The following is a 26,862-nucleotide window of genomic DNA, read 5'->3' as shown; positions in this document are numbered from 1 at the left end:
TAATCGGGTGCACACATCACGTAGAGCGGGACGATCATGTCGGAATAAGACCGACCGTCCACTGCGTCCTCGCTGTGTAATTGCCTGCAAGCACTCCACAAGGGAAGCCTCACAGGTCTTTTTCAAAGGAACCTCGATCCACCGAAGTGGAACGGGGTATCAACTTCTGGCGTTGATTTTTGGCACGCTGTTGAGTTCTCAAGGAACGGACGCTTCCTTTGTACTCACCCTCTCGGGCTTTCCTCCGGGCTTTCGTTCTGTTCTTGCGTTTCCGACTCTATCAGACTCTTTCGGGCCCGACTTCCTCGGTGCTTTCCAGGTCCTGCGCTTTCGCGCTTTCCCTTTCCGGCGATTCCGACTCTATCAGATCCATTCCGTACCGTTTCCGGCTTGGATTCGAATTCCGATGGCCTTCGGAGGGCCTTTCCCTTTCGGGCGGAGCAGACTTTATCAGGTCTCCCTGGGTCTGGATTCCCACCCGCCCGCATGAGTTGGCAGGACACACGTGTGTGCCCGTTGCCGTGCGGGGTGGAGACGTAAACGTACTGGAGCGGGGCCCCCGGATGCAAATCCGGTTGCCCCGCTCCGGTGACGTCGCTACGGCGAGGGTCAGACCTCGACGACGACGGGGAGGATCATCGGGCGGCGGCGGTAGCTGTCCGACACCCACTTGCCCATCGTGCGGCGGATGAGCTGCTGGATCTGGTGCGGCTCGGCCACGCCGTCGGCGGCGGCCCTGGCGATGGCCTCCTCGATCTTCGCGACCACCGGTCCGAAGGCCGAGTCCTCGATGCCGGAGCCCCGGGCCTGGATGTTCGGGCCGCTGACGACCTTGCCCGTGGTGCTGTCGACCACCACGTAGACCGAGATGATGCCCTCGTCGCCGAGGATCCTGCGGTCCTTGAGCGAGGCCTCGGTGACGTCGCCGACCGAGAGGCCGTCCACGTACACGTAGCCGGCCTGGACCTTGCCGGAGATCCGGGCCTTGCCGTCGATCAGGTCGACGACCACGCCGTCCTCGGCGATGACGATGCGGTCCTTCGGGACGCCCGTCATGGCACCGAGCTCGGCGTTGGCGCGCAGGTGGCGCCATTCGCCGTGGACCGGCATCAGGTTCCGCGGCTTGCAGATGTTGTAGAAGTACAGCAGCTCGCCCGCGGAGGCGTGGCCGGAAACGTGCACCTTGGCGTTGCCCTTGTGCACGACGTTGGCGCCCCAGCGGGTCAGGCCGTTGATCACGCGGTAGACCGCGTTCTCGTTGCCCGGAATCAGGGACGACGCCAGGATCACGGTGTCGCCCGGGACGATCCGGATCTGGTGGTCGCGGTTGGCCATGCGGGACAGGGCCGCCATCGGCTCGCCCTGCGAGCCCGTGCAGACCAGCACGACCTCGTCGTCCGGCAGGTCGTCGAGGGTCTTGACGTCGACCACGAGACCGGCCGGGACCCGGAGGTAGCCCAGGTCACGGGCGATGCCCATGTTGCGGACCATGGACCGGCCGACGAAGGCGACCCTGCGGCCGTACTCGTGGGCGGCGTCCAGGATCTGCTGGATGCGGTGCACGTGGCTCGCGAACGAGGCCACGATGATCCGCTTCTGGGCGCTGGCGAACACTCCGCGGATGGCGTTGGAGATGTCGCGCTCGGGCGGGACGAAACCCGGGACCTCGGCGTTCGTCGAGTCGGAGAGGAGGAGGTCGATGCCCTCCTCGCTCAGACGCGCGAAGGCGTGCAGGTCGGTGAGGCGGTTGTCCAGCGGGAGCTGGTCCATCTTGAAGTCGCCGGTGGCCACGACCAGGCCCGCGGGGGTCCGGATCGCGACGGCCAGGGCGTCGGGGATGGAGTGGTTGACGGCGATGAACTCGCAGTCGAAGGGGCCGAGGTTCTCGCTCTCGCCTTCCTTCACCTCGAGGGTGTAGGGGCGGATGCGGTGCTCCTGGAGCTTCGCCTCGATGAGGGCCAGCGTCAGCTTGGAGCCGATCAGCGGGATGTCCGGCTTCTCCCGGAGGAGGTAGGGGACGGCGCCGATGTGGTCCTCGTGACCGTGCGTGAGCACGATGCCGTCGATGTCGTCGAGGCGATCCCGGATGGACGAGAAGTCCGGCAGGATCAGGTCGATGCCCGGCTGTTCCTCTTCCGGGAAGAGGACGCCGCAGTCGACGATCAGCAGACGGCCGTCGAACTCGAAGACGGTCATGTTGCGGCCGATCTCGCCGAGGCCACCCAGGGGGGTGACCCGCAGGCCGCCCTTGGGCAGCTTCGGCGGCGGACCGAGTTCAGGATGCGGATGGCTCAAAAGTCTCTCCTCACCACACGCGCCACGTACCCCGGAAGGCACGTGGCGCGCATGACATTCGTGCACTTGCTGTTGTCTGTTTCGGTCGTGCTTGTTCAGTTGTGAAGTCTGTTGTCAGAGCTGTACCCCGCCGGCGGCGAGATCGCGCTTGAGCTGCGCGGTCTCGTCGGCGCTCAGCTCGACCAGCGGGAGCCGCAGCGGGCCCGCGGGCAGGCCCTGCAGGTTCAGCGCGCCCTTGGTGGTCATCACGCCCTGGGTGCGGAACATACCGGTGAAGACGGGCAGCAGCTTCTGGTGGATCTCGGTGGCCTTCTGGACGTCTCCGCCCAGGTGGGCCTCCAGCATGGCGCGCAGGTCCGGGGTGACCACGTGGCCGACCACGGAGACGAAGCCGACCGCGCCGACCGACAGGAGCGGCAGGTTCAGCATGTCGTCGCCGGAGTACCAGGCCAGGCCGCTCTGCGCGATGGCCCAGCTGGCGCGGCCGAGGTCGCCCTTGGCGTCCTTGTTGGCAACGATACGGGGGTGCTCGGCCAGCCGGACGAGGGTTTCCGTCTCGATCGGAACACCGCTGCGGCCCGGGATGTCGTAGAGCATGACCGGCAGGCCGGTCGCGTCGGCGATCGCGGTGAAGTGCCGGTAGAGGCCCTCCTGCGACGGCTTGCTGTAGTAAGGGGTCACGGCGAGCAGGCCGTGGGCGCCGGTGCGCTCGGCCTCGCGGGCGAGCTCCAGGGTGTGGCGGGTGTAGTTCGTACCGATGCCGGCGACCACGTGGGCGCGGTCTCCGACGGCTTCGAGGACGGCTCGTACGAGGTCGTTTTTCTCCGCGTCGGTGGTGGTCGGCGACTCACCGGTGGTGCCGTTGACGATCAGGCCGTCGTTGCCTGCGTCCACCAGGTGGACGGCGAGCCGCTGCGCGCCGTCGAGGTCGAGTGCGCCATCCGCCGTAAACGGCGTGATCATGGCGGTGAGGACCCGCCCGAAGGGGGTCTGCGGAGTCGAGATCGGAGCCATGGGTAACACGCTACTCGCTGCCATGCTCGCAGTGTCCCCTCGGGGGACGTGGGTCCGAGTGTTGGACACCGGCACTGCCTGCTCGGGGGTTCAAGCAGTGCCGGGTCCGTTTGATCAGCCTAGATGAACTTTACGAAACGCCGCAATACGGACACTTAGGACTTGACTTCGCACATGTGTGCGTTATGCGTACACCGGGCCTTACGGGGCAACGCGACCGTTGCCGTTGAAGGCCGCGTACGTGAGCGGCATGAGCCGGGCCCAGTGCTGCTCCATCTTCTCGCCGACCATCTCGATCTCCCGCTGCGGGAAGGACGGGACCTTGGCGAGCTCGTGCTGGGTGCGCAGTCCGAGGAAGTGCATGAGCGAGCGGGCGTTGCAGGTCGCGTACATCGAGGAGAAAAGTCCGACCGGCAGGACCGAACGGGCCACCTCCCGGGCCACGCCCGCCGCGAGCATCTCCTGGTAGGCCTCGTAGGCCTGGCGGTACGAGTCCTCCATGACGCGGCCGGTCAGCTCCTGCTGCGCCTCGGTGCCCTCGACGAAGACGTACTTGCCCGGGCGGCCCTCCTGGACGAGCTTGCGCTCGGCGTCCGGAACGTAGAAGACCGGCTCGAGCTCCCTGTAGCGACCGGATTCCTCGTTGTAGGACCAGCCGACGCGGTGCCGCATGAACTCCCGGAACACGAAGATCGGGGCGCTGATGAAGTAGGTCATCGAGTTGTGCTCGAAGGGGCTGCCGTGGCGGTCCCGCATCAGGTAATTGATCAGGCCCTTGGAGCGCTCCGGGTCCTTCTGCAGCTCTTCGAGGGACTGCTCGCCGGCGGTGGAGACCCGGGCGGCCCACAGCACGTCGGAGTCGGCGGCGGAGTGCTTCACCAGCTCCACCGTGACGTCACTGCGGAAGCTGGGTTTCAGATCTGAAGCGGCGGTCTCGCTCACCGGGGGTCCTTCCAAACGTGCGTCCTGGGGCGCGCCCACTCTACGTCGCCGCCCGCGGCCCGCCGTGCAGGCCGACTCGGGGCGGCTGCCGGGCCGCCGAGCTGACGCTGCGCCAAAAAACTTGATGAATATGCCGAAATCGGGCACCGATTGGGCGGTTCGGACGTCCTACCCAGTAGAACCACGCCCACCTGCCACCACCGCCCCAGGGCCCCGACCGTGAGGAGAGTCGCTCTCATGTTCAGCCGGCGCGAACCCGTCCCGTTCGCCTTCGTCGCCGAGGCCGACCGCTTCCGCAGCAACGTCACTCCGCCGCCGCGCGAGCGCCTGAGCAGGACCCAGCTCGCCGCACGTAGTCTGGTCGGGCTGACCGTGGTTGCCGGGCTGGCCGGCTCGCTGGTCTTCGGCATACCCGCACTGCAGCCGAGCAAGGCCCCGGAGAAGTCGCAGCAGTCGGAGGCTTCCCAGGGGCGGTAGCCTCACGGTCACAGCCCAACCGAACGTGCATGTGAGTGAGGTCCAGCCGTGCCCCTGCCCTTCCTGACGGCCGACGGTGTGTCCGAGGCGGACGACGACGGCGACGAGGCGTCGGCCCTTGCCGACCACGACCGCTGGCGGCGTCCCTACCGGCCCGGTCCCTGGCGGGTGGGCATCGCCGCGCTGCTGCTCCTGCTGTCGGCGTTCATGCTGCTCTCGACGATGATCGTCGCCTTCGCCGGTGCCTGGGGCGGGGCCGCGGTCTGCCTCGTGGCCGCCCTCGTGGTCATCGGCTCGGCGCTGCGGCTGCTGCGCGCGGGCGTCTGGGTGAGCCGTGCGGGGCTGCGCCGGGTGGGCTTCCTCGGGACCCGCTCGATCGCGTGGGGCGAGATCACCGAACTGCGCACGGTGCAGCAGCCGGTGCGCTGGCTCGGCCTGCCGCGGACCGTGCAGGGCCAGGCGCTGACCGTGGCCACGCGCGACGGTGCGGAGCTGCCGGTGCTGCTGACCGACCACAACGCCGATTTCCTGTCGCGGGCCGAGGCCTTCGACCGGGCCGCCGACACGCTCGGTGCCTGGGCCGACGAGTACCGGCCCGTGCCCGCCTGATCCGGCGCCGCGCGCGCACGGGAGCCCGTACAGGTGTCAGACCTGTACGGGCTTCTTGTCGTGCAGGGCGATGGCCCGCTGCATGGCCTTGCGCGCCCGCGGGGTGTCGCGGGCGTCGTGGTAGGCGACGGCGAGCCGGAACCAGCTGCGCCAGTCCCCCGGCGCGTCCTCGGTCTCGGCCTTGCGGCGCGCGAAGACCTCGTCCGCGGAGTCCCGCAGGATCCGGCCGTACTGGTCCCGCTCCAGCTCGTCCACGGGCAGTCCGCCCTCGGCTTCGAGCTCGGTCGCGAGCTGGTTGGCCCTGGTGACGAACTGGGTGTTCTTCCAGAGGAACCACACGCCGATGACCGGCAGGATCAGCACGGCGACGCCGAAGGTGACGGTGAGCCAGGTGCCCTGCCGGATCAGCATCAGGCCCCGGCTGCCGACCAGGACGAAGTAGACGACCAGGACGGCCGCGGTGAGGAAGTACGTGATCTTCGCGCGCATGGGAGGACTACCGGATCAGCCGAGGTCGAGGAAGTGTTCCAGGCCGAAGGTGAGGCCCGGGGTCTGCGTCACGCGGCGCGCGCCGAGCAGGATGCCCGGCATGAAGCTGCTGTGGTGCAGGGAGTCGTGACGGATGGTGAGGGTCTCGCCCTCGCCGCCGAGCAGCACCTCTTGGTGGGCCAGCAGGCCGCGCAGGCGGACGGCGTGCACCGGGACGCCCGAGACGTCCGCGCCGCGGGCGCCGTCGAGTGCGGTGGAGGTGGCGTCGGGCTGGGCGCCGAGGCCGGCCTCGGCGCGGGCGGCCGCGATGAGCTGCGCCGTGCGGGTCGCGGTGCCCGACGGGGCGTCGACCTTGTTCGGGTGGTGCAGCTCGATGACCTCGACGGATTCGAAGTAGCGGGCGGCCTGGGCGGCGAACTTCATGGTGAGGACGGCGCCGATGGAGAAGTTCGGCGCGATGAGCACACCGGTCCGCGGGGAGCCCGCGAGCCAGGTGTTCAGCTGGGCGAGGCGGTCCTCGGTCCATCCGGTGGTGCCGACCACGCCGTGGATGCCGTGGCGGATGAGGAAGTCCAGGTTCTCCATCACCGAGGCCGGGGTGGTCAGCTCGACGGCGACCTGGGCGCCGGCGTCGGCCAGCGTCTCCAGCTTGTCGCCGCGGCCGAGGGCGGCCACCAGCTCCATGTCGTCGGCGGCCTCGACCGCCTTGACCGCTTCGGAGCCGATGCGGCCCTGGGCGCCGAGGACTGCCACGCGCAGCTTGCTCATGTTGCTTGCTTCCTTACGTGCGTACGGGACTAGGCGACCGCTTCGTGGAGCCGGGCCGCCTGCTTCTCCTTCAGCGGGCCGATCGCCGCGAGCGAGGGCCGCTGGGCCAGTACATCCTGTGCGACCGAGCGGACGTCGTCCGGGGTCACGGAGGCGATCCGGGCCAGCATGTCGTCGACCGACATCTGGTCGCCCCAGCACAGCTCGCTCTTGCCGATGCGGTTCATGATCGCGCCGGTGTCCTCCAGTCCGAGGACGGTCGACCCGGAGAGCTGGCCGATGGCCCGCTTGATCTCCTCGTCGGTCAGTCCGTCGGTGGCGACCTTGTCGAGCTCGTCGCGGCAGATCCGGAGCACATCGTGGACCTGGTTGGGGCGGCAGCCCGCGTAGACCCCGAAGAGGCCGGTGTCGGCGAAGCCCGAGGTGTACGAGTACACGCTGTAGGCCAGGCCGCGCTTCTCCCGGACCTCCTGGAAGAGGCGGGAGGACATGCCGCCGCCCAGCGCGGTGTTCAGCACGCCCAGCGCCCAGCGGCGCTCGTCGGTGCGGGCCAGGCCGGGCATGCCGAGGACCACGTGGGCCTGCTCGGTCTTGCGGTTGACCAGCTCGACGTGGCCGGTGGCGCGGATGCGCCGGGTGCCGGAGCGCGGGCCGATCGGCTCGGCGTCGGTGCGGGTCAGCGCGCCGGCCTTCTCGAAGGCCGCGCGGACCTGGCGTACGACCTTGTTGTGGTCGACGTTGCCGGCGGCGGCCACCACGAGGTGGGTCGGGTCGTAGTGCTTCTTGTAGAAGCGGCGGATCCGGTCGGCGCCCAGGGCGTTGATCGTGTCGACGGTGCCGAGGACGGGCCGGCCCAGGGGGGTGTCCCCGTACATGGTCTGCGCGAACAGGTCGTGGACCATGTCGCCCGGGTCGTCCTCGGTCATCGCGATCTCTTCGAGGATGACCCCGCGCTCGGCGTCGACGTCCTCCTCGCGGATCAGCGAGCCGGTGAGCATGTCGCAGACCACGTCGATGGCCAGCGGCAGGTCGGTGTCGAGCACCCGGGCGTAGTAGCAGGTGTACTCCTTCGCCGTGAAGGCGTTCATCTCGCCGCCGACCGCGTCGATCGCGGAGGAGATGTCGAGGGCGCTGCGCTTGGCGGTGCCCTTGAAGAGGAGGTGCTCCAGGTAGTGCGTGGCGCCGTTCAGCGTGGGCGTCTCGTCACGGGAGCCGACGTGCGCCCAGATGCCGAAGGTGGCGGAGCGGACGGAGGGCAGCGTCTCGGTGACGATGCGCAGTCCGCCGGGCAGGACGGTGCGCCGGACGGTGCCGATGCCGTTCTGCCCCTTGAGAAGGGTTTGGGTACGGGCGACGGCCCGCCCCTCCGAAGAGGGGCGGGCCGTCACACGGGAACTACGCGACATCACTTGTCGGAGTCGTCCTTGTCAGCGTCATTGTCGGCGTCACCTGCGGATTCGCCGTCGATCACGGGGATCAGGGAGAGCTTGCCGCGCTGGTCGATCTCGGCGATCTCCACCTGGACCTTGGTGCCGACACCGAGCACGTCCTCGACGTTCTCCACGCGCTTGCCACCGGCGAGCTTGCGGATCTGCGAGATGTGCAGCAGGCCGTCCTTGCCCGGGAGCAGGGAGACGAAGGCACCGAAGGTGGTGGTCTTGACGACCGTACCCAGGTAGCGCTCGCCGACCTCCGGCATGGTCGGGTTGGCGATGCCGTTGATCGTGGCGCGGGCGGCCTCGGCGGCCGGGCCGTCGGCGGCACCGATGTAGATGGTGCCGTCGTCCTCGATCGTGATCTCGGCGCCGGTGTCCTCCTGGATCTGGTTGATCATCTTGCCCTTGGGGCCGATGACCTCACCGATCTTGTCCACCGGGATCTTGACGGTGATGATCCGCGGGGCGTTCGGGGACATCTCGTCCGGCGTGTCGATCGCTTCCATCATCACGTCGAGGATGTGGAGGCGGGCGTCGCGGGCCTGCTTGAGGGCCGCGGCCAGGACGGAGGCCGGGATGCCGTCCAGCTTGGTGTCGAGCTGGAGGGCGGTGACGAACTCCTTGGTGCCGGCGACCTTGAAGTCCATGTCGCCGAAGGCGTCCTCCGCACCGAGGATGTCGGTGAGGGCGACGTAGTGCGTCTTGCCGTCGATCTCCTGGGAGATCAGGCCCATGGCGATGCCGGCGACGGGGGCCTTGAGGGGCACACCGGCGTTCAGCAGCGACATGGTGGAGGCGCAGACCGAGCCCATGGACGTCGAACCGTTGGAGCCGAGGGCCTCGGACACCTGGCGGATCGCGTACGGGAACTCCTCGCGGGTCGGGAGGACCGGCACGATGGCGCGCTCGGCGAGCGCGCCGTGGCCGATCTCGCGGCGCTTGGGCGAGCCCACGCGGCCGGTCTCACCGACGGAGTACGGCGGGAAGTTGTAGTTGTGCATGTAGCGCTTGCGGGTCACCGGGGAGAGGGTGTCCAGCTGCTGCTCCATGCGGAGCATGTTGAGGGTGGTGACGCCCAGGATCTGGGTCTCGCCACGCTCGAACAGCGCCGAGCCGTGCACGCGCGGGATGGCCTCGACCTCGGCGGCGAGGGTACGGATGTCCGTGATCCCGCGGCCGTCGATGCGGACCTTGTCCTTGATGACGCGCTCGCGCACCAGGGCCTTGGTCAGGCTGCGGTAGGCGGCGGAGATCTCCTTCTCGCGGCCCTCGAAGGCCGGGAGGAGCTTCTCGGCGGCGATCTCCTTGACGCGGTCCAGCTCGGCCTCGCGGTCCTGCTTGCCCGCGATGGTCAGCGCCTGGGAGAGGTCGCCCTTGACGGCGGCCGCGAGGGCCTCGTACACGTCGTCCTGGTAGTCCAGGAAGACCGGGAACTCGCCCTCGGGCTTGGCGGCCTTGGCGGCCAGGTCCGACTGGGCCTTGCAGAGGACCTTGATGAACGGCTTCGCGGCGTCGAGACCCGCGGCGACGATCTCCTCGGTCGGCGCCTCGGCGCCGCCCTTGACGAGGGCGATGGTCTTCTCGGTGGCCTCGGCCTCGACCATCATGATCGCGACGTCGCCGTCCTCGAGGGTGCGGCCCGCGACGACCATGTCGAAGACGGCGTCCTCGAGCTCGGTGTGCGTCGGGAACGCCACCCACTGGCCGCGGATCAGCGCGACGCGGACGCCGCCGATCGGGCCGGAGAAGGGCAGGCCGGCCAGCTGGGTGGACGCGGACGCGGCGTTGATCGCGATGACGTCGTACAGGTGGTCCGGGTTGAGCGCCATGACGGTGGCGACGACCTGGATCTCGTTGCGCAGGCCCTTCTTGAAGGACGGGCGCAGCGGGCGGTCGATCAGGCGGCAGGTGAGGATCGCGTCCTCGGAGGGCCGGCCCTCGCGGCGGAAGAAGGAGCCGGGGATCTTGCCGGCCGCGTACTGCCGCTCCTCGACGTCCACCGTCAGGGGGAAGAAGTCGAGCTGGTCTTTGGGCTTCTTCGACGCGGTGGTGGCGGAAAGCACCATCGTGTCGTCGTCCAGGTAGGCAACGGCGGAGCCGGCGGCCTGGCGGGCCAGACGGCCCGTCTCGAAGCGGATGGTGCGGGTGCCGAAGGAACCGTTGTCAATGACGGCCTCGGCGTAGTGGGTCTCGTTCTCCACTAGCGTTTTCTCCATTTTCGTCGTCTCCGTCCGCCGCCCGTGTGGCGGTGGACGGTGCGGAGAAGCGCGCCTTGGGTGCGGGCCGGTCTTCGATCGAAGCACCCGGTTCGGTGCCCGTGGGGCATTCCGGGTGCCACTACCGAGGACCGGCGGCGTAGGGAGGGCGCTCCTCCTCTTCAGTTGTGCGCGTCTGACTCAGACGCGCACGTGCGTCCTTTCCAGACTACAAAGGGTCCGGTCCGGTCCGCACGTACAGCAAAGGGAGCGGCCCCCGGATGTGGGAACCGCTCCCTTCACAGCGCTTTACTTGGCGCCGGCCGCACCGCGGCGGATGCCGAGGCGCTCGACCAGCGTACGGAAGCGCTGGATGTCCTTCTTGGCCAGGTACTGCAGCAGGCGGCGACGCTGGCCGACCAGGATCAGCAGACCACGACGGGAGTGGTGGTCGTGCTTGTGCGTCTTGAGGTGCTCGGTCAGGTCCGAGATGCGGCGGGAGAGCATCGCGACCTGGACCTCGGGAGAGCCGGTGTCGCCCTCCTTGGCACCGAACTCTGCGATGATCTGCTTCTTCGTAGCGGCGTCGAGCGGCACGCTTACTCCTCGTTTAGGTCTTCGTTGCCACCGAGTGCCCCAGGTCGAATTCTCTGGGGATCTTCCGTAACTCGGGAGGCGGGGTCCGCTGAGCGCAGTCCACAGACCCTCTGTCGGGGATCCGGGGGACGCGTACACAAACGGCCGTCACACAGCGTACCAGGCTGCCGGGTCGCGACGTCTCAGCTGGTGAGAGCGCGGGCCCGGGAGTAGACGTCCAGCACGGCCAGGGCCAGGGGGACCAGGCTGAGCAGGACCGCCGCCTCGGTGAGGTCGAGCAGCCTTCCCCAGAAGGGTGACAGGCCCTTGCTGGGGATGACAAGCGCAATTCCCGCGAGGAGGGCCGCGCCGGCGGCGACGGCGGCGGTCAGCCAGATGGTGCGGAGCTCCAGGCCGCTGTGGTCCTGCTTCGCCGCCAGGGCGTGGACGAGGTCGGCCGGCGGGTTCAGGGCCAGGCCCAGGACCAGCAGGGCGACGGCGAGGAGCCCGGCGGCCAGGGCGCACACCACCTGGGAGGTGTAGCGGAAGAGGCGGGCGCGGAGCAGCATGGCGAGGCCGGTGGCGAGGGCGAGCAGCTTGCCCCAGGTGTTGTCGGAGAAGCCGAGGACCGCGGCGGCTCCCACGACGACCGCGGCGCAGCCGCCGACCAGGCCGAGCAGCATCTCGTGGCCGCGGCGGGCCTGGGCGGCGATCTGCTCGGCGTCGAGGGAGGCGCCCGGGTCGTGCTGGTCGGAGCCGGGCCGGTCGCCGTACGGCTCGGTCTCGTAGCGGTCCGGGGTCTCGTACACCTCGGTGGCGCTGCGCGGGGCCGCGTAGCCGATGGGCAGGCGGGCGAAGCGGGCGGAGAGGCCGGGGAGGAAGGCGACGAGGCCGATGGCCACGGGTGCGCAGGCGGCGGCGGTGGCGGTCGCGGAGGCTTCGGTGGCGATGGCCGTGAAGGTGGCCAGGGTGCCGGTGGCGGCGACGAAGGTGGCCGCGACGAAGGGGGCGTCCCCGCTGGGGGTGAGCGCGACCAGGGCCACGGAGGCGACGAGGACGCAGACGCAGCCGAGCAGGAACTGGAGCCGGCCGGGTCCCTGGCCGGCGGCGGGGGCGATGATCCCGGAGCCGGCGATCAGCAGGTGCGGCAGGGCGCTGAGGCCGAGGGCGACGGCGGAGCCGCGGTCGCGGTAGACGCGGGCGCGGACGCCGGCCACGGCGGTGAGCAGGACGCCGACGGCGGCCGCGATGATCCCGGGCAGGCCGTGCATGTCGTGGCGCAGGGGGTCGGCGTACCAGAGGACGAAGCCGAGCATGACGAGGAGCAGCGCGGCTCCGGCCAGGCCCGCGCCGCGCAGCATGTCGTCGCTCCAGCGGTGCCGGTCGCGGACGACGGCGGAGGCGACGGCGTCGGAGACGTCGTCGAAGACGGCGGGCGGCAGGGACTCGGCGAAGGGGCGCAGGCTGAGCACCTCGCCGTCGAGGACCTGCTGGGCGGCGAGGGTGCGGGCGCCGTCGAGGACGGTGCCGGAGCGGCGTACGAGGTGGAAGCCGGTGGGGGCGCCGACGGGCTGGGTCTGGCCGGTGAGGCGCAGCAGTTCGGGGTAGACGTCGGCGACGGCGATGTCCTCGGGGAGGGCGACGTCGATCCGGCTGTCCGGGGCCACGACGGTGACCCTGCAGAAGCCCGTCGCCTCGGCCGTACTCACCTGTGTGACCCCCCTTGTCGCCGCCCGCGGCGGCGGGCGATTCGCGGATGCGCATACTGCGCGCGTCACCCTACCGGGCGCTTGCCCGACTGTCGGCAAGTAGGATCACCGACGCGTGGAGGAGACTCCCCTGCCCGCCCGGGACTTGGGGGCGCCGGATGCGGTGTCCCGTCCGTTTTCGAGGGATTGATGCTCCGGTGAGCCAGATCGTCGTCAAGCGTCCGCCGCGGTCCCTGCCGCCCGAAGTGCCTTCGGACGAGCTGCGGCTGGAGGCGCCGCCGGAGCTTCCCCGGGGGCAGCAGGAGGGCATGCTGATGCAGCTCCTGCCGATGCTGGGCATGGGTTCCTCCGCCGTGTTCTTCTTCATGCCGGGTGCGGCGCCGTTCATGCGCATCATGGGCGTGCTGATGCTCACCTCGACGGTGGCGATGGTCGTGGCCCAGCTGGTGCGGCACCGGCGGGGTACGCAGGGGCAAATGGCCGATGTGCGCCGGGACTACCTCAAATACCTTGCGCAGACCCGCCGCCAGGTACGCCGGACCGCGCGGGCGCAGCGCGACGCGCAGCTGTATCTGCACCCGGCCCCGGACCAGTTGTGGTCGGTGGTGGCCGAGGGTTCGCGGCTCTGGGAGCGGCGGGTCGGTGACGCGGACTTCGGCCAGGCGCGGCTCGGGCTGGGCTCGCAGCGGCTGTCGACGCCGCTGGTGGCACCGGACACGGCGCCGGTGGACGAGCTGGAGCCGCTGACGGCGGGCGCGATGCAGCGCTTCCTGAAGGTGCACTCCTCGCTGGACGGGCTGCCGATGGCGGTGTCGCTCCGGGCGTTCTACCACGTGACCGTGTCGGGTGAGGCGGAGTCGGCGCGCGGTACGGCGCGGGCGCTGGTGGCGCAGCTGGCGACGCTGCACTCCCCCGAGGACCTGGTGGTGGCCGTGGTGGCCGCGCCGGGTGCGGTGCCGTCGTGGGACTGGACGAAGTGGCTGCCGCACGCGCAGGTTCCGGGTCAGGTGGACGGGGCCGGTACGAAGCGGCTGTTCGGCGATGACCTGGGTGAGCTGGAGGGGCTGCTGGCGCCGCGGCTGGAGGGGCGGCCGCGGTTCAGCCGGGAAGTGTCCCCGGTGCTGGACCAGCCGCACCTGGTGGTGGTCCTCGACACCAACTCCCCCCGCGGTGCCGTGGTGCCGCCGGATTCGGTGTTCGCGGCGGCCGAGGGGCTGCAGGGCGTCACGATCGTCGAGGTGGTCGCGGGCGAGCTGGACGAGCCGCGGGGCGGGCTGTCGGTCGTGGTGCGGCCGGGCCGGCTGCGCCTGGAGTCGGGCGCGGGCGTCGCGTACGAGGGCACGCCGGACACCTTGTCGCTGCCCGCGGCGGAGGCGCTGGCCCGTCAGCTGGCGCCGCTGCGCACGGGCGGCGGGGACGACGACGAACCGCTGCTGGCCAACCTGGACTTCACGGACCTGCTGAACCTGGGCGACGCGGCCTCGATCGACGTGGCCCGCACCTGGCGGCCGCGGTCGGCCGGCGAGCGGCTGCGGGTGCCGATCGGTGTCGGCGAGGACGGCGCGCCGGTGATGCTGGACCTCAAGGAGGCCGCGCAGGAGGGCATGGGTCCGCACGGGCTGTGCGTGGGCGCGACGGGCTCCGGCAAGTCGGAGCTGCTGCGCACGCTGGTGCTGGGACTCGCGGTCACGCACACCTCGGAGACGCTGAACTTCGTCCTCGCGGACTTCAAGGGCGGCGCGACCTTCACCGGGATGGGGCAGATGCCGCACGTGGCGGCCGTCATCACCAACCTGGCGGACGACCTCACGCTCGTGGACCGGATGGGCGACTCGATCCGCGGCGAGCTGCAGCGCCGTCAGGAGCTGCTGCGCGCGGCGGGCAACTACGCGAACATCCACGACTACGAGAAGGCCCGGGCGGCGGGCGCCCCGCTGGAGCCGCTGGCCTCGCTGGTGCTGGTCATCGACGAGTTCAGCGAACTGCTGACGGCGAAGCCCGACTTCATCGACATGTTCATCCAGATCGGCCGGATCGGCCGCTCGCTGGGCGTGCACCTGCTGCTGGCCTCGCAGCGGCTGGAGGAGGGCAAGCTGCGCGGGCTGGACACGTACCTCTCGTACCGGATCGGTCTGCGGACGTTCTCGGCGGCGGAGTCGCGGACGGCGATCGGTGTGCCGGACGCCTACCACCTGCCGTCGGTGCCCGGTTCGGGCTATCTGAAGTTCGGTACGGACGAGATGACCCGCTTCAAGGCGGCGTACGTCTCGGGGACCTACCGTTCGGGCGGGCCGGACCTGTCGGTGGGGCTGTTCCCGGTGGAGCGGCGGCCCGCGCTGTTCACGGCGGCTCCGGTGCCGGTGGTGTACGCGGCCCCGGACCCGGCGTACCTGGCGGCGCGGTCGGCGCGGGAGGACGACGCGCTCGCCGACACGGTGCTGGACGTGATCGTGGGCCGGCTCGAGGGGCAGGGGGTGCCGGCGCACCAGGTGTGGCTGCCGCCGCTGGACCAGGCCCCGCCGCTGGACCAGCTGCTGCCGGCGCTGGCGCCGAGCGCGGAGCGCGGGCTGCACGCGGACGGGTACACGCGGCCCGGCGGGCTCGTGGTGCCGCTCGGGCTCATCGACAAGCCCTTCGAGCAGCGGCGCGAGGTGCTGTACCGGGACTTCTCGGGTGCGGCGGGCCACATGATGGTGGTCGGCGGTCCGCAGTCGGGCAAGTCCACGCTGATGCGGACGCTGATCTGCTCGTTCGCGCTCACCCACACCCCGCGTGAAGTGCAGTTCTACGGGCTGGACTTCGGCGGCGGCAGCCTGTCGGCGGTGGCCGAGCTGCCGCACGTGGGCGGGATCGCCTCGCGGCTCGACCCGGAGCGGGTGCGGCGCACCGTCGCGGAGGTCGGGGGCATCCTGAACCGCCGCGAGGAGTTCTTCCGGGCGAACGGCATCGACTCGATCGGCACCTACCGGCGCCGGCGGGCGGCGGGCGAGCTGCCCGGCGAGCCGTGGGGCGACGTGTTCCTGGTCGTCGACGGCTGGGGCAACTTCCGCGGCGAGTACGAGGGCCTGGAGCAGGTGGTCACGGACATCGCGGCCCGCGGTCTGGGTTACGGCATCCACGTGGTGATCACCGCGGCGCGGTACATGGAGGTGCGCTCGGCGCTCAAGGACCAGATGCTGAGCCGGCTGGAGCTGCGGCTCGGCGACGTCATGGACTCGGAGTTCGACCGGAAGGTCGCGGCGAACGTGCCCGCCGGGATGCCGGGCCGCGGCCAGGTGCCGGAGAAGCTGCACTTCCTGAGCGCGCTGCCGAGGATCGACGGCTCGCACGATCCCTCGGACCTGTCGGAGGCCACGGCCGCGTTCGTGGACGCGGTCAAGCGGCACTGGCCGGGGGCCGCGGCCCCCGGAGTGCGGCTGCTGCCCCGGCTGCTGCACGCCGAACAGCTGCCCCGGGGCGGGGAGCACCCCGGCCGCGGGATCGCGATCGGCATCGACGAGACGGACCTGGAGCCGGTGTTCGTCGACTTCGACTCCGACCCCTTCCTGCTGGTGTTCGGCGAGAGCGAGTCGGGCAAGACGAACCTGCTGCGGCTCATCGCCCGGCAGATCTCGGAGCGTTACGCGCCGGAGCAGGCGCGCCTGGTGGTGGGCGACTACCGGCGGAGCCTGCTCGGGGCGCTGCCGGAGGCGCACCTGCTGGAGTACGCGCCGATGGCGAGCTCGCTGCAGATGCACATGGAGGCGCTGGGCGGGGTGTTCGCGCGGCGGCAGCCGCCGAACGACGTCACTCCGCAGCAGCTGCGCGACCGCAGCTGGTGGACGGGGCCGGACGTGTTCATCATCATCGACGACTTCGACCTGGTGGCCACGAGCCAGGGCAATCCGCTGGCGCCGCTGGTGGAGTTCCTGCCCTTCGCCCGGGACACGGGCGTGCGCTTCATCATCGCGCGGAGCTCGGCGGGTGCCTCGCGGTCGCTGTACGAGCCGTTCATGCAGCGGATCAAGGAGCTGGGCGCGCAGGGCGTGGTCCTTTCCGGTGATCCGTCCGAGGGCGATCTGATCGGCAACGTGCGGCCGCGTCCGATGCCGCCGGGCCGGGCGTACTTCGCCTCGCGCAAGCGGGGCACCTCGCTGGTGCAGCTGGGCCGGATGCCGGGGATGTGAGCAAACCCGTCCTGCCGGGCGGCGCAGGGCCGATAATCAGCGGTGAAGACCGCGCCACCGAGGGGAAAGGCCGCACATGGGCACCCAGCAGGAGAAGGACGAGCTGTACGCGCTCGACATCAGCGGTGTGGAGTGGGAGGGCCCGCCCGGGACCAGCCCCGACGAGGAGCGGGTCGAGATCGCCCGGCTGCCCGAGGGTGCGGTGGCCATGCGGTCCTCGCTGGACCGGGACACGGTGCTGCGGTACACCGCGGCCGAGTGGGAGGCCTTCGTGCTCGGGGCCCGGGACGGGGAGTTCGACCTCGACCGGCACCGCCCCTGACGGGACGGGCCGGCGGTGACGACGGCGAAGGGGCGCGCCCGGTGCGGGCGCGCCCCTTCGGCGCGTACGGGGTGCGGGTTCCCGCCGGGTTCCCGCAGGGTTCCCGCCGGTCTCCGCAGGGTTCCGCGGCTCAGTAGGCCTCGGTGAACAGGCGCGAGGCCTTCACGTCGGTGGCGCGGTAGTCGCCCTTGCCCTGCTCGATGAGCTTGGCGACCGTCTCCAGCTTCTTCTGCATCTCGTCGGCGATGCGCTTGTACTTGGTCTGGAGGACCACGTACTCGCGGTGCGCCTCACCGTCCCAGGTGTCGGTGACCACCTTCACGGCCTGCTCCATCTCGGCCAGGTCCTTGATGATGTTGTTCGACACGACGCGGATGCGGTCCGCCATCTGCTGGACGGTCTCGTACCGTACCCGGGTGTTGCCGTCGTTGCCCGACATGATCTTCTCCTTCGCGCTGGTGGTGACCGGGAACGACGCCGGTCAGACGTTGTCGAGGCCGGAGCGGCCGCCGGTGCCGCCGCCGGAGGGGGCCACGGCGCGGAACGCGGCGCGCACGTCCTCGTCCTGGGCGTTGCTCAGGTTCTTGGTCTGCGACACGGCGTTGTGCAGCACCCCGAGCAGGCGGCGGATCTCGTCGTGCTCGACGTTCAGGTCCGACTGGGCCTTCGCGAATCCGGCGGCGCCGACACCGGTCCAGCCGGCGCTCACGGTGGCGATGATGTCGGCCAGCTCGCGGGCCTGGCGGGTGACGGCGTTGGCCGTCTCGGAGATCCTGTTGGCCGCCTTGACGACCGGATCGTCCGCCAGTCCGAAGGTGTTCGTGCTCATCCGAAGCTCCTCACTTCTCAATTCGCCGGCAGGAGCGGCGGATTGCGTGGCGGAGCGGACGTTCCCAGCGCGGTGTGGATTCACGCGCCCCGGACATCCCCCTCCGCTTCACGCGATCCCCCGATCACATTCGTGAAGCCTGCCGTCACTCTAGTCAGTTCAGCCTCACGGCCCAACACCACTGGGTTGCTTCCGTAGATGAACTGTGACCGTTCACTGCAAACGGCGTCGGCGCCTCCGGGCATCCCGGATGACGGTCGCCGTCCCCGCGATGACGGCGATGACGACGGCGCCGATGCCGAGAGCGTACGTGCCGAACCGCTCCTCCCGCTCCTGGGCCGTCTCGGTGAGCCGGAGCTCGGCGGCCTCCGGGGCGGCGGCCGGCGGCGGGCCGGGGTCGGGGACGGGCGGCTTCGGGGGCTCGCGGTCCTGGCTGAGCGCGCGCACCGGGTCGACGACGCCCCAGCCGACGTAGTCGTCGCGGCCCTTGACCGTGCGTTCGGCGGTGTTCTGGATCTGCCAGACGATCTGCTGCGGCGACCAGTCCCCGTGCTTGGCGCGCAGCAGGGCGGCGACGCCGGCGACGTACGGGGCGGAGAAGCTGGTGCCGTTGTCGATGCACTGGCCGAAGCCCGGGACGGTGGAGACCATGTCGACGCCGGGCGCGGCCACCCCGATGAAATCGCCGGGCTGGGAGAACGCGGCCCGTTCGTTGTTGCGGTCGGAGGCGCCCACCGCGAGGACGCCGGGGAAGGCCGCCGGGTAGGTCTTGCGCTTCTCGCCGCTCAGGCCGTCGTTGCCCGCCGAGGCGATCACCACGACCTTGGCGTCGATGGCCTTCTGCACCGACTTGCCGAGCTCGGAGTCCGCGGTCAGCGGGACGTCGGTGTCCTGGGAGATGTTGATGACCTGGGCGCCCTTGGCGACCGCGTGGTCGATGGCCTGGCTCAGGGAGAGGGCGTTGCCCTTGCCCTGCCCGTCGTTCTGCCGGATCGGGATGATCGTGGCGTCCGGGGCCAGGCCCACGAAGCCGGTGCCCTCCTGGGGGCGGGCCGCGATCAGCCCGGCGACCTTGGTGCCGTGGCCGACGGTGTCGGTGGTGCCGTCGCCGCCCTTGGGGTCGATCAGGTCCTTGCCGGCGCCGACGTCGAGGGCGCCGCTCAGCTGGGGGTTCGCCCGGTCCACACCGGTGTCGATGACGGCGACGCGGACGCTGTTGCCGTTCTTGTCCTTGCCCTTGGTGTGCGCCCACAGCTCGTCGAGGAGGAGCCGCTGGAGGGCCCAGGGCCGGTCCTCGATCTGCTTCTTCATGGGGAAGGTGCACTCGCCCGCGCCGGCGGGTCGCAGGGCGTACGGGGCCTCGGGCGCGGCCGTGGCGGCGGGCGCGGGCGCGGCGGCGCAGGCCCCGACGAGGGCGAGGGCGGCGGTGAGGGCGGCGCGCCGCCGCGGCGGGAGCTGGGTCATCGGCGGCACCTCACGAACCCTGGGGCTGGCGGGCGGAGTTGGTGTCGAGCCGGGGCCCCTTGGAGAGGAACTCCGACCAGGCGATGGGCACCATGGCCGGGGTGACGCCCGCGTAGCCGAGCCGGATCTGCGCCTGGCTGGGCTCGGGGGCGCCGGGGGTGCCGGCCGTACCGCCCTTGGCCTGCTGGTCGGGGGCGCCGATCTTCGACTGCTCGGCGTCGCTGTCGCCGTTGGCCTGTACGGCGTAGCGCAGGCCCGTGTCGGTGACCAGGAAGAGGGAGCCGCCGGCGGTGGTCTGCCTGCCCTGGACCTGCGTGTAGAGCAGGCCCGAGCCCGGGGTGACGTAGGCGCTGGTGCCGCTGGCGGTGATGTCGATGGGGAATCCGGTGCCCGCCCAGGTGCTGAGGGTCTGGTTGCCCTGGCCGTCGACCGCGCGCAGCACGTTGCAGACGGTGTCGCGGCTGCCGGGGCTGCTGGTGCCGCCGGGGCTGCTGGTGCTGCCGTTCTGGGTGCCGGCCGCCGGTGCGCTCTGGTTGACGCGCTCCGCCTTCTTCCGCGGCCAGGCGAAGTCGCCGCCGAACGGCGCGGGGTCCGGGCTGAGCGCCTGGAGGTCGACCTCGCGGGCCTTGCCGTGCATGTTGAGGCCGTCGGTAGCGGGCGCGGAGATCAGCAGCCACGCCACGAACTCCGAGACCGGCGCGACCTTCCCGGGCAGGACCACGTAGTGCTGGGTGCCCGAGCCGGTCTGGGCCATGAGCACCATGCCGACCTTGTTGTCGGCGGTGGCCAGGCCCTTGACGTCGGCGTTGGCCCCGGCCTTGCCGGGCAGCTGCGGGAAGGACAGGTCGTCACCGGAGTTGAGGGTCGCCAGCCACTGCTCGGTGACCGGCTGCGGGGTGGCGCCCGTACCGACCAGGGCGTTGGTCATCGTGCCCGCGGCCGGAGTGCCCTCGGGGAACTTGTACTTGGTGCCCGTCGCGTCGACCAGGTAGCGCTCCTTGCCCGCGCCGGTGCTCTGCACGTACAGGCCCTGGGTGTCGGTGAGCCTGCGCTGGTCGTCCGTCAGGTGCGTCTCGCGGTCCGCGAGCACGAACGTGGCGGTCTGCACCCCGCGGCCGTTGCCGCCGGGCTGCTGGCAGACGGCCCAGCGCTTGGCCTTGGCCGCGTCCTCCTTGGCGGGCAGCCGGTCGGGGGCGTACGGGATGCCGATGATGGGGCCGCGCGGCGGCCTGCCCGCGTCCAGGACCTTGTCGTCGACCTGGACCACCTTGAACTTCGAGGGATCCAGCAGCAGTCGGGCCGAGGCGAGGTTCAGCACGGGGTGCAGGCGGGTCTGGTCCTTGCCGTCCACCTTCGTCGTCAGGACCACGTACCGGGTCGTCGACTGCTTGCCGACGATGACCTGGGTCCCGGCATCCGCCCAGCCCTTGGGGGCGGTGGGCTTGAACATGCCCCAGGCGCCGAAGCCGGCGAGGACGACCGCGGCGACGATCACGCCCGGGACGACCGCGCGCAGCGGGCGCGGAGCGCCCTCCTCGGTGCCCGTCGCGGACGGCTGGAGGAACGCGGCCACCGTGCGCCGCTTCGCGAAGGTGTACGCGTTGAGCTCATCACGTCGTGATGCCATGACCGCCTGATTCTCCCCGCACCGCCCGGTCGGTGGGTACGGTCCCCGGGCCTCGCTTGTCGGACCGGGCACCTACTATGCCTCTTGACCGGCGGTATGCAGGGGCCGGGTAGGGTGCGGTTGCCGCTCAGCGCCCTCCACACCGGGGCAATCAGGGCTTGTTGGGGTGGATGGCCCAAGTGGCCCGATCCCGGGGGCACCTCCCGGCGGCAGCCGGGGGAGAAAGGGGAAGTGCGCCATGGCGACGGCGACTCGGCCGCGGACCGGCGCGGCCGCACCCGCCCGCGGCGGGGTGACTCCGCATCCGAAGTCGAGCCCCGGCCGCTTCGGCCCGTTCCGATTGCAACAGCTCGTACTGCTCCAGGTGGCCGCGGCCGTGCTGCTGGTGGCCTGGGTGGTCGAACCGATGCTGCTGGTTCCCGCCGGCGCGCTCGCGCTGGTCCTGGTGATGCTGGCCGTCGTACACCGGCACCAGCGCTCCCTGCCGGAGTGGATCGGCGGGGCGCTGGCCCTGCGCGCGCGGCGCCGCCGGGCCGCGTCCCTCACCGTGCCGGCGGGCACGGAGCCCGGTCTGGCCCCGCTGGTCGAGGCCGATCCGGCGCTGCGCACCCTGACGTTCAACGACCGCGACCGGCGGCCGGTCGGCATGGTCGGCGACGGCACGTTCCTGACCGCGGTCCTCCAGGTGGACACGGAGGCCACCGCGCTGCGGCCCGACCGGGGCGCGCGGCCGCTGCCGCTGGCCCTCGTACGGGACATCCTCGAAGTGGACGGGATCCGGCTGGAGTCCGCGCAGCTGGTGCAGCACACCCAGCCCGCGCCGGCCCCGCACCTGCCCGCCCAGTCGATGGCCACGCGCAACTACGCGCCGTTGCAGGCCCGGACCGGCACCCCGGCGGTCCGGCTCACCTGGATCGCGCTCAAGCTCGACCCGGAGCTGTGCCCCGAGGCGGTCACCGCGCGCGGCGGCGGGCTGGCGGGTGCGCAGCGGTGCGTGGTGCGGGCGGCCGACCAGCTGGCGAGCCGGCTGGCCGGTGCCGGGTTCAAGGCGACCGTGCTGACCGAGCAGGAGCTCACGGCGGCCCTGGCCACCTCCTCCTGCGCGAACCCGATGGCCATCACGCAGGCCGGGCGGTCGGCCAGTACGGGACGGCGTACGGAGGAGACCCCGCGGACCTGGCGCTGCGACGACCGGCGGCACACCACGTACTGGATAGGCCGCTGGCCGCAGCTGGGCGGCGCGGGGGCGGCGCCGCTGCCCCAGTTCGTGGCGCTGCTGACCTCGCTGCCGGCCCTCGCGACGAACTTCAGCCTGACGCTGGCCCCGGCGGAGCGCCAGGGCGTGACGCTGACCGGACACGTCCGGGTGACGGGGCGCAGCGACGAGGAACTGGTGGCCGCCCGCCGGGAGTTGGAGCGGACGGCGCGGGGCGTGAAGACCGGGCTGGTCCGGCTCGACCGGGAACAGGTTCCGGGGCTGCTGGCCTCGCTGCCGCTGGGAGGTGCGCGATGAGGGGCGGTTTCGGGCTGGTCGGCCCGCGGCGGGAGCGCCATGTGGTGCCCGCCGCGGACCTCGACCTCCTCGCGCTGCCCGTCGGGGACGACGGGGTCGTCATCGGCGTGGACGCCGAGGGCCGGCCTGCGGTGCTCGGCGTCAACCGGCCGACCCCGTACGAGGTGACGCTGATCGGCGGCCTGTGGACGGCGCAGGTGCTGGCGCTGCGCGCGGCGGCCACGGGTGCGCGGGTCGCGGTGGAGACCGGGCGCGGGCACGTGTGGTCCGGTCTGGCCCAGGCCGCGGGCGGCGGGCAGCAGTGCGTGACGCTGCACGACGTGGGCCGGGTGCCGCCGCAGGGCGCGTCGGCGGGCAGTCCGGTGCTCGTGGTCCGGGACTGCGGGATGCGGCCGCCGCGCGGGCGCGTGGTGGCCGGGCCCTGGCAGTCGGTGCTGACGCTGCTGCCGTATCTGAGCCCGACGGCGCCGCGGTTGCTCCAGCAGTCCGCGCTGGTGGGCGTGCAGCGGGTGTCGCCCGACGAGGCGGAGCAGATCGGCCGGCTGATGGGCCTGCCGCGGCCGGCGGTGGAATCCCTGCCCACGCTGGGCGACGGGGTAACGCTGTGGTGCACGCCACGGGACCGGCAGTTCGTGATGACGCAGGGGACGGAAGCGGAGACGGGCCTGTTGGGAGCGGCCCGGCGCATCGACTGAGTACGGGCGGGGCAGGCGGGGGCGGACACCGGTACCGGGCCGCGATTAGGCTGAGCGTGGGCGCGGCGCGGAGGTGGGCGCCGGACCAGTGTTCGACAGACCAGGAGGACCAGTGAGCGGCGATCGGAACGAGAGGCGCGGCGGGACGTGGGACGTCCCGACGGACGATCAGTCCGACGCGGAGCCCGAGCTGACGGGCGAGTTCACCATCGACTACACCCCGCCGGCCTGGTACACGCAGGGCGCGGCTCCGGCCCCGCGGGTACCGGGGCTGCCCGAGGGCAGCGGCTTCGAACCCCACCGCCCGTCGGACGTGGCCTCGCCCCCGACGATGCGGATGGCGCCGCCGGCCCCGCGGCCCCCGTCGGACGACGCCGGCCTGCCCGCGCCGTCGCCGGCGCAGGGCCCGGCCGAGCCCCTGTCCTCGGCTCCCGTCCCCGCCCCGGCCCCGGCCCCGGCCGATGCGGGTCCGGCCAACGCCGTACCGCCGTTCCCGGCCCCGGTCGACGCCGTCCCGCCGTTCCCGGCTCCGGCCGCCCCGCCCCTGGCTCCGGCCGAGGCTCCGGCGTTCCCGGCCCCGGCGTTCCCTCCGGCCGATGCCCCGGCTCCCCCGGCGGAATCGCCCGCCCGGATCGAGGCACCCGCGTACCGGGCCGAAACGCCCGCGCCGCTCTCTCCCCCGGAGACCCCCGACCGGATCGAGGCACCCGCCTACCGGGCCGAGGCCCCCGAGCCGCTCGCTCCCCCGGCGCCGTCGGAGGTACCGGCCCGGATCGAGGCGCCCGCGTACCCCGCTCCCGCGGCCCCGTCCGCCGGGGCCGAGGCTCCCGCGCCGGTTACGCCCCAGGCTGAGACCCCTGCCCGGATCGAGGCACCCGCCCCCGTTGCCGAGGCTCCGGCGCCGGCCGCTCCCCCCGCGCCGCCGGAGGAACCGGCCCGGATCGAGGCGCCCGCGGACCCCGCTCCGGCGTTCCCGTCCGCCGAGCCCGAGGTGTCCGCGTACCCGGCCCCGGCCGAGCCGTACGCCCCGGCGCCCGCCGACGTGCCCGCCCCGGTCGCGCCTCCGGCGTACCAGGCGGCCCCGGCCGAGGCGCCCGCGCCCGCCGTGGAGCAGGCCGCGCCGGTCAGCCCTGCGGAGGTACCGCACGCCGGCGCGGAGCACCCGTTCGGGGGATCCGGTGCCCAACCGCAGCCGCCGCAGCCCGCGTTCCCGGCCCGGGACGACTACACGTTCTCCCCGCCGGCCCCGGCCCCCGCACCCGCGCCCGCCCAGGCCCCGCAGTACGACCCGCGCTCCGGCGCCCAGTGGCCCGCCGGACCGCAGCAGCACCAGCCGCAGCCCCAGCCCCCGCAGCAGCACGACCCGCGGTACTCCCAGCAGGCCGCCGCCGGCGGCGGTGCGCCGCTCGGCTACACGGCCGCCGTCGAGCTGTCCTCGGACCGCCTGCTGCGCAACAAGCAGAAGCCCAAGAGCAACAACGGCGGGGGCGCCGGCGGCCGGTTCCGCTTCGGTGGCAAGGCGGCCGAAGCGGAGCGCCAGCGCAAGCTGGAGCTGATCCGCACGCCGGTCATGTCCTGCTACCGCATCGCCGTCATCAGTCTCAAGGGCGGCGTCGGCAAGACCACGACGACCACCGCCCTCGGCGCCACCCTCGCCACCGAGCGCCAGGACAAGATCCTGGCCATCGACGCGAACCCCGACGCCGGCACCCTCGGCCGCCGCGTGCGCCGCGAGACCGGGGCCACGATCCGGGACCTGGTCCAGGCGATCCCGTACCTGAACTCGTACATGGACATCCGCCGGTTCACCTCGCAGGCGCCCTCCGGTCTGGAGATCATCGCCAACGACGTGGACCCGGCCGTCTCGACGACCTTCAACGACGAGGACTACCGCCGCGTCATAGAGACGCTCGGCCGCCAGTACCCGATCATCCTCACCGACTCGGGCACCGGCCTGCTCTACTCCGCCATGCGCGGGGTCCTGGACCTGGCCGACCAGCTCATCATCATCTCGACCCCGTCCGTGGACGGCGCCAGCAGTGCCAGCACCACCCTCGACTGGCTCTCCGCCCACGGGTACGCCGACCTCGTCTCGCGCTCCCTCACCGTCATCTCGGGGGTCCGCGAGACCGCCAAGATGATCAAGATCGAGGACATCGTGCAGCACTTCGAGACCCGCTGCCGCGGCGTCGTCGTGGTGCCGTTCGACGAGCACCTCGCGGCCGGCGCCGAGGTCGATCTCGACATGATGCGGCCCAAGACCCGCGAGGCCTACTTCAACCTCTCCGCCCTCGTGGCCGAGGACTTCCTGCGGGCCCAGCAGCAGGCCCCGCAGGGCCACTGGGGCGCGCCGCACCAGCAGCACCCCCAGCAGCAGCCCCAGCCGCCCCACCCGCAGCAGCAGCCCCAGCAGCCGCCGTACGGCCAGCCTCAGGGCCAGCCGCCGTACCAGCAGCCGCCGCAGCAGCCGTACGCCCAGCCCTACCCGCAGCCCGGCCAGCCCTGGCAGCAGCCCCCGGCGCCGCAGCAGCAGCCGCAGCAGCCCCAGCAGCCGCCTCGGGATCCGCGCCTCGGCTGACCGTCCGACAGCAGGAAGGGCCCGTACCGCCCCCGGAACCGGGGAGGGTACGGGCCCTTGCCCGTCAGTCGGTGAGTAGGTGAGTCGGCCGGCGCAGCCCGGAGGCGGCCCGGAGCGGTCAGCGCGCGGAGTCGTACGCGTCCGTCAGCACCCGCGCCCGCTTCACGTCGTCCGCGATCGCCTCCAGCAGCCCGTCCAGCGACTCGAAGCGGGCCATCCCGCGCACGTACGCGAGGAAGTCGACGGCGACGTGCTGCCCGTACAGGTCCAGCCCGATCCGGTCGATCGCGTAAGCCTCCACGGTCCGCTCGGTCGCGTCGAACTGCACGTTCGTGCCCACCGAGATCGCCGCGGGCATCCGCTCGCCGTCGGCCGTCAGCCAGCCCGCGTACACCCCGTCCGCCGGGATCGCCGTGTGCGGCGCCGTCTCGACGTTCGCCGTCGGATAGCCGAGCTCGCGCCCGCGCTGCGCACCGCGCACCACCACGCCCTCGACCCGGTGCGGGCGCCCGAGGATCTCGGCCGCGCCGTCCATGTCGCCCTCGGCCACCAGCCTGCGGGCCAGCGTCGAGGAGAACGGCACTCCCCCAGCTACCGCTGGGAGGGGCCCCCAGCCGCCCGCCTCGCCGCGCTCGACCAGGTCCACGACCTCGACCTCGTAGTCGTAGGTGCCGCCCAGCTCGCGCAGGAAGTCCACGTTGCCCGCCGCCCGGTGGCCGAAGCGGAAGTTGGGGCCCTCGATGACGGCCCGCGCGTGCAGCTTGTCGACGAGCACCTTCACGATGAAGTCGGCCGGGGACAGCTTCGAGAACTCCGCCGTGAACGGCAGGATCAGCAGCGCGTCCACGCCCAGCCCGGCCATCAGTTCGGCGCGCCGGTCGTAGGGGGCCAGGATCGGCGGGTGGCTGCCGGGGCGGACGACCTCGCTCGGGTGCGGGCTGAAGGTGACGACGACGGACGGGACGCCGAGCTCGCGCGCCTTGGCCACGGCCCGCCCGATGATCAGCTGATGACCGCGGTGCACACCGTCGTAGGAGCCGATGGTGACGACGCTGCGTCCCCAGTCCTGGGGGATGTCCTCCAAGCCACGCCAGCGCTGCACTGTGACCGCTCCTCGCCCGAACCTGTGTAGGCCTTGTACCGATTGCCGATTGCAGG

At 71.8% G+C, this 26,862-nt stretch carries 21 protein-coding genes; 7 read left to right on the top strand and 14 right to left on the bottom strand.

Annotated elements, in window-relative coordinates:
* Positions 1-609: 609 nt before the first annotated feature.
* From ACFWP3_RS13470 to thyX, 3 genes are all read right to left on the bottom strand, one after another.
* A complete protein-coding gene (locus ACFWP3_RS13470; protein ID WP_384219824.1) occupies positions 610-2,295 on the bottom strand; it encodes a ribonuclease J in 1,686 nt (561 codons plus the stop codon).
* Between the two features lie 114 nt (positions 2,296-2,409).
* Positions 2,410-3,309 carry a 4-hydroxy-tetrahydrodipicolinate synthase gene (gene dapA / locus ACFWP3_RS13465; RefSeq protein WP_384219821.1) on the bottom strand — a complete coding sequence of 300 codons (900 nt, stop codon included), beginning with the start codon at positions 3,307-3,309 and terminating at the stop codon, positions 2,410-2,412.
* 201 nt (positions 3,310-3,510) lie between these two features.
* Positions 3,511-4,251, bottom strand: coding sequence for an FAD-dependent thymidylate synthase (thyX, locus tag ACFWP3_RS13460; RefSeq protein ID WP_384219820.1), 741 nt, complete (start codon positions 4,249-4,251; stop codon positions 3,511-3,513).
* Positions 4,252-4,488: 237 nt separating this feature from the next.
* Between thyX and ACFWP3_RS13455 the strand changes: the two genes are divergently transcribed.
* Both ACFWP3_RS13455 and ACFWP3_RS13450 read left to right on the top strand, forming a co-directional pair.
* Entirely contained in the window at positions 4,489-4,728 is a 240-nt protein-coding gene (locus ACFWP3_RS13455) for a hypothetical protein (protein WP_384219817.1), read from the top strand.
* A gap of 48 nt (positions 4,729-4,776) precedes the next feature.
* Positions 4,777-5,337: a PH domain-containing protein gene (locus ACFWP3_RS13450; RefSeq protein WP_384219815.1), complete on the top strand. Its 561-nt coding sequence runs from the start codon at positions 4,777-4,779 to the stop codon at positions 5,335-5,337.
* A gap of 36 nt (positions 5,338-5,373) precedes the next feature.
* Here the strand turns inward: ACFWP3_RS13450 and ACFWP3_RS13445 are convergent, their stop codons facing one another.
* The 6 genes from ACFWP3_RS13445 to eccD form a co-directional block, all read right to left on the bottom strand.
* Positions 5,374-5,826 carry a hypothetical protein gene (locus ACFWP3_RS13445; RefSeq protein WP_384219813.1) on the bottom strand — a complete coding sequence of 151 codons (453 nt, stop codon included), beginning with the start codon at positions 5,824-5,826 and terminating at the stop codon, positions 5,374-5,376.
* A 15-nt stretch (positions 5,827-5,841) separates the two neighbouring features.
* Positions 5,842-6,594 carry a 4-hydroxy-tetrahydrodipicolinate reductase gene (gene dapB / locus ACFWP3_RS13440; protein WP_384219810.1) on the bottom strand — a complete coding sequence of 251 codons (753 nt, stop codon included), beginning with the start codon at positions 6,592-6,594 and terminating at the stop codon, positions 5,842-5,844.
* Between the two features lie 29 nt (positions 6,595-6,623).
* Positions 6,624-8,003 (bottom strand): M16 family metallopeptidase, encoded by a 1,380-nt coding sequence (locus ACFWP3_RS13435; protein ID WP_384219808.1) that lies wholly within the window; start codon positions 8,001-8,003, stop codon positions 6,624-6,626.
* Entirely contained in the window at positions 8,000-10,231 is a 2,232-nt protein-coding gene (locus ACFWP3_RS13430) for a polyribonucleotide nucleotidyltransferase (protein WP_384219831.1), read from the bottom strand. The genes ACFWP3_RS13435 and ACFWP3_RS13430 overlap by 4 nt, the downstream gene beginning before the upstream one ends.
* Before the next feature lie 303 nt (positions 10,232-10,534).
* A complete protein-coding gene (rpsO, locus tag ACFWP3_RS13425) occupies positions 10,535-10,822 on the bottom strand; it encodes a 30S ribosomal protein S15 (protein ID WP_007266917.1) in 288 nt (95 codons plus the stop codon).
* A 182-nt stretch (positions 10,823-11,004) separates the two neighbouring features.
* Positions 11,005-12,510: a type VII secretion integral membrane protein EccD gene (eccD, locus tag ACFWP3_RS13420; protein WP_384219804.1), complete on the bottom strand. Its 1,506-nt coding sequence runs from the start codon at positions 12,508-12,510 to the stop codon at positions 11,005-11,007.
* Between the two features lie 197 nt (positions 12,511-12,707).
* On the opposite strand from eccD, the gene eccCa reads away from it, so the two are divergent.
* Positions 12,708-16,676: a type VII secretion protein EccCa gene (eccCa, locus tag ACFWP3_RS13415; RefSeq protein ID WP_384219802.1), complete on the top strand. Its 3,969-nt coding sequence runs from the start codon at positions 12,708-12,710 to the stop codon at positions 16,674-16,676.
* A gap of 76 nt (positions 16,677-16,752) precedes the next feature.
* Complete coding sequence (locus ACFWP3_RS13410; protein ID WP_030708695.1) at positions 16,753-16,998, top strand: DUF397 domain-containing protein; 246 nt, start codon at positions 16,753-16,755, stop codon at positions 16,996-16,998.
* A gap of 130 nt (positions 16,999-17,128) precedes the next feature.
* Here the strand turns inward: ACFWP3_RS13410 and ACFWP3_RS13405 are convergent, their stop codons facing one another.
* From ACFWP3_RS13405 to eccB, 4 genes are all read right to left on the bottom strand, one after another.
* On the bottom strand, positions 17,129-17,437 hold the full coding sequence (locus ACFWP3_RS13405) for a WXG100 family type VII secretion target (protein WP_361753523.1): 309 nt from the start codon (positions 17,435-17,437) through the stop codon (positions 17,129-17,131).
* A 42-nt stretch (positions 17,438-17,479) separates the two neighbouring features.
* Entirely contained in the window at positions 17,480-17,827 is a 348-nt protein-coding gene (locus ACFWP3_RS13400; RefSeq protein ID WP_384219800.1) for a WXG100 family type VII secretion target, read from the bottom strand.
* Between the two features lie 213 nt (positions 17,828-18,040).
* The gene (gene mycP / locus ACFWP3_RS13395; RefSeq protein ID WP_384219798.1) at positions 18,041-19,291 is read right to left on the bottom strand and encodes a type VII secretion-associated serine protease mycosin; all 1,251 of its coding nucleotides are present in this window, start codon (positions 19,289-19,291) and stop codon (positions 18,041-18,043) included.
* 10 nt (positions 19,292-19,301) lie between these two features.
* Positions 19,302-20,918: a type VII secretion protein EccB gene (gene eccB / locus ACFWP3_RS13390; protein WP_384219796.1), complete on the bottom strand. Its 1,617-nt coding sequence runs from the start codon at positions 20,916-20,918 to the stop codon at positions 19,302-19,304.
* Positions 20,919-21,156: 238 nt separating this feature from the next.
* Here eccB and eccE point away from each other — a divergent pair, with 238 nt between their 5' ends.
* From eccE to ACFWP3_RS13375, 3 genes are all read left to right on the top strand, one after another.
* On the top strand, positions 21,157-22,431 hold the full coding sequence (gene eccE, locus ACFWP3_RS13385; RefSeq protein ID WP_384219794.1) for a type VII secretion protein EccE: 1,275 nt from the start codon (positions 21,157-21,159) through the stop codon (positions 22,429-22,431).
* The gene (locus tag ACFWP3_RS13380) at positions 22,428-23,126 is read left to right on the top strand and encodes a hypothetical protein (protein ID WP_384219792.1); all 699 of its coding nucleotides are present in this window, start codon (positions 22,428-22,430) and stop codon (positions 23,124-23,126) included. Before eccE ends, ACFWP3_RS13380 begins: the two co-directional genes overlap by 4 nt.
* A gap of 112 nt (positions 23,127-23,238) precedes the next feature.
* Positions 23,239-25,704 carry an SCO5717 family growth-regulating ATPase gene (locus tag ACFWP3_RS13375; protein WP_384219789.1) on the top strand — a complete coding sequence of 822 codons (2,466 nt, stop codon included), beginning with the start codon at positions 23,239-23,241 and terminating at the stop codon, positions 25,702-25,704.
* Between the two features lie 118 nt (positions 25,705-25,822).
* Here the strand turns inward: ACFWP3_RS13375 and ACFWP3_RS13370 are convergent, their stop codons facing one another.
* Positions 25,823-26,806 (bottom strand): bifunctional riboflavin kinase/FAD synthetase, encoded by a 984-nt coding sequence (locus ACFWP3_RS13370; RefSeq protein WP_384219787.1) that lies wholly within the window; start codon positions 26,804-26,806, stop codon positions 25,823-25,825.
* Positions 26,807-26,862 lie beyond the last annotated feature (56 nt).

The sequence above is a fragment of the Streptomyces sp. NPDC058525 genome (genome assembly GCF_042719495.1).
Classification (GTDB): domain Bacteria; phylum Actinomycetota; class Actinomycetes; order Streptomycetales; family Streptomycetaceae; genus Streptomyces.
The sequence above is the reverse complement of the archived record's forward strand: the minus strand, read 5'-3'. Positions and strand labels throughout refer to the sequence as shown.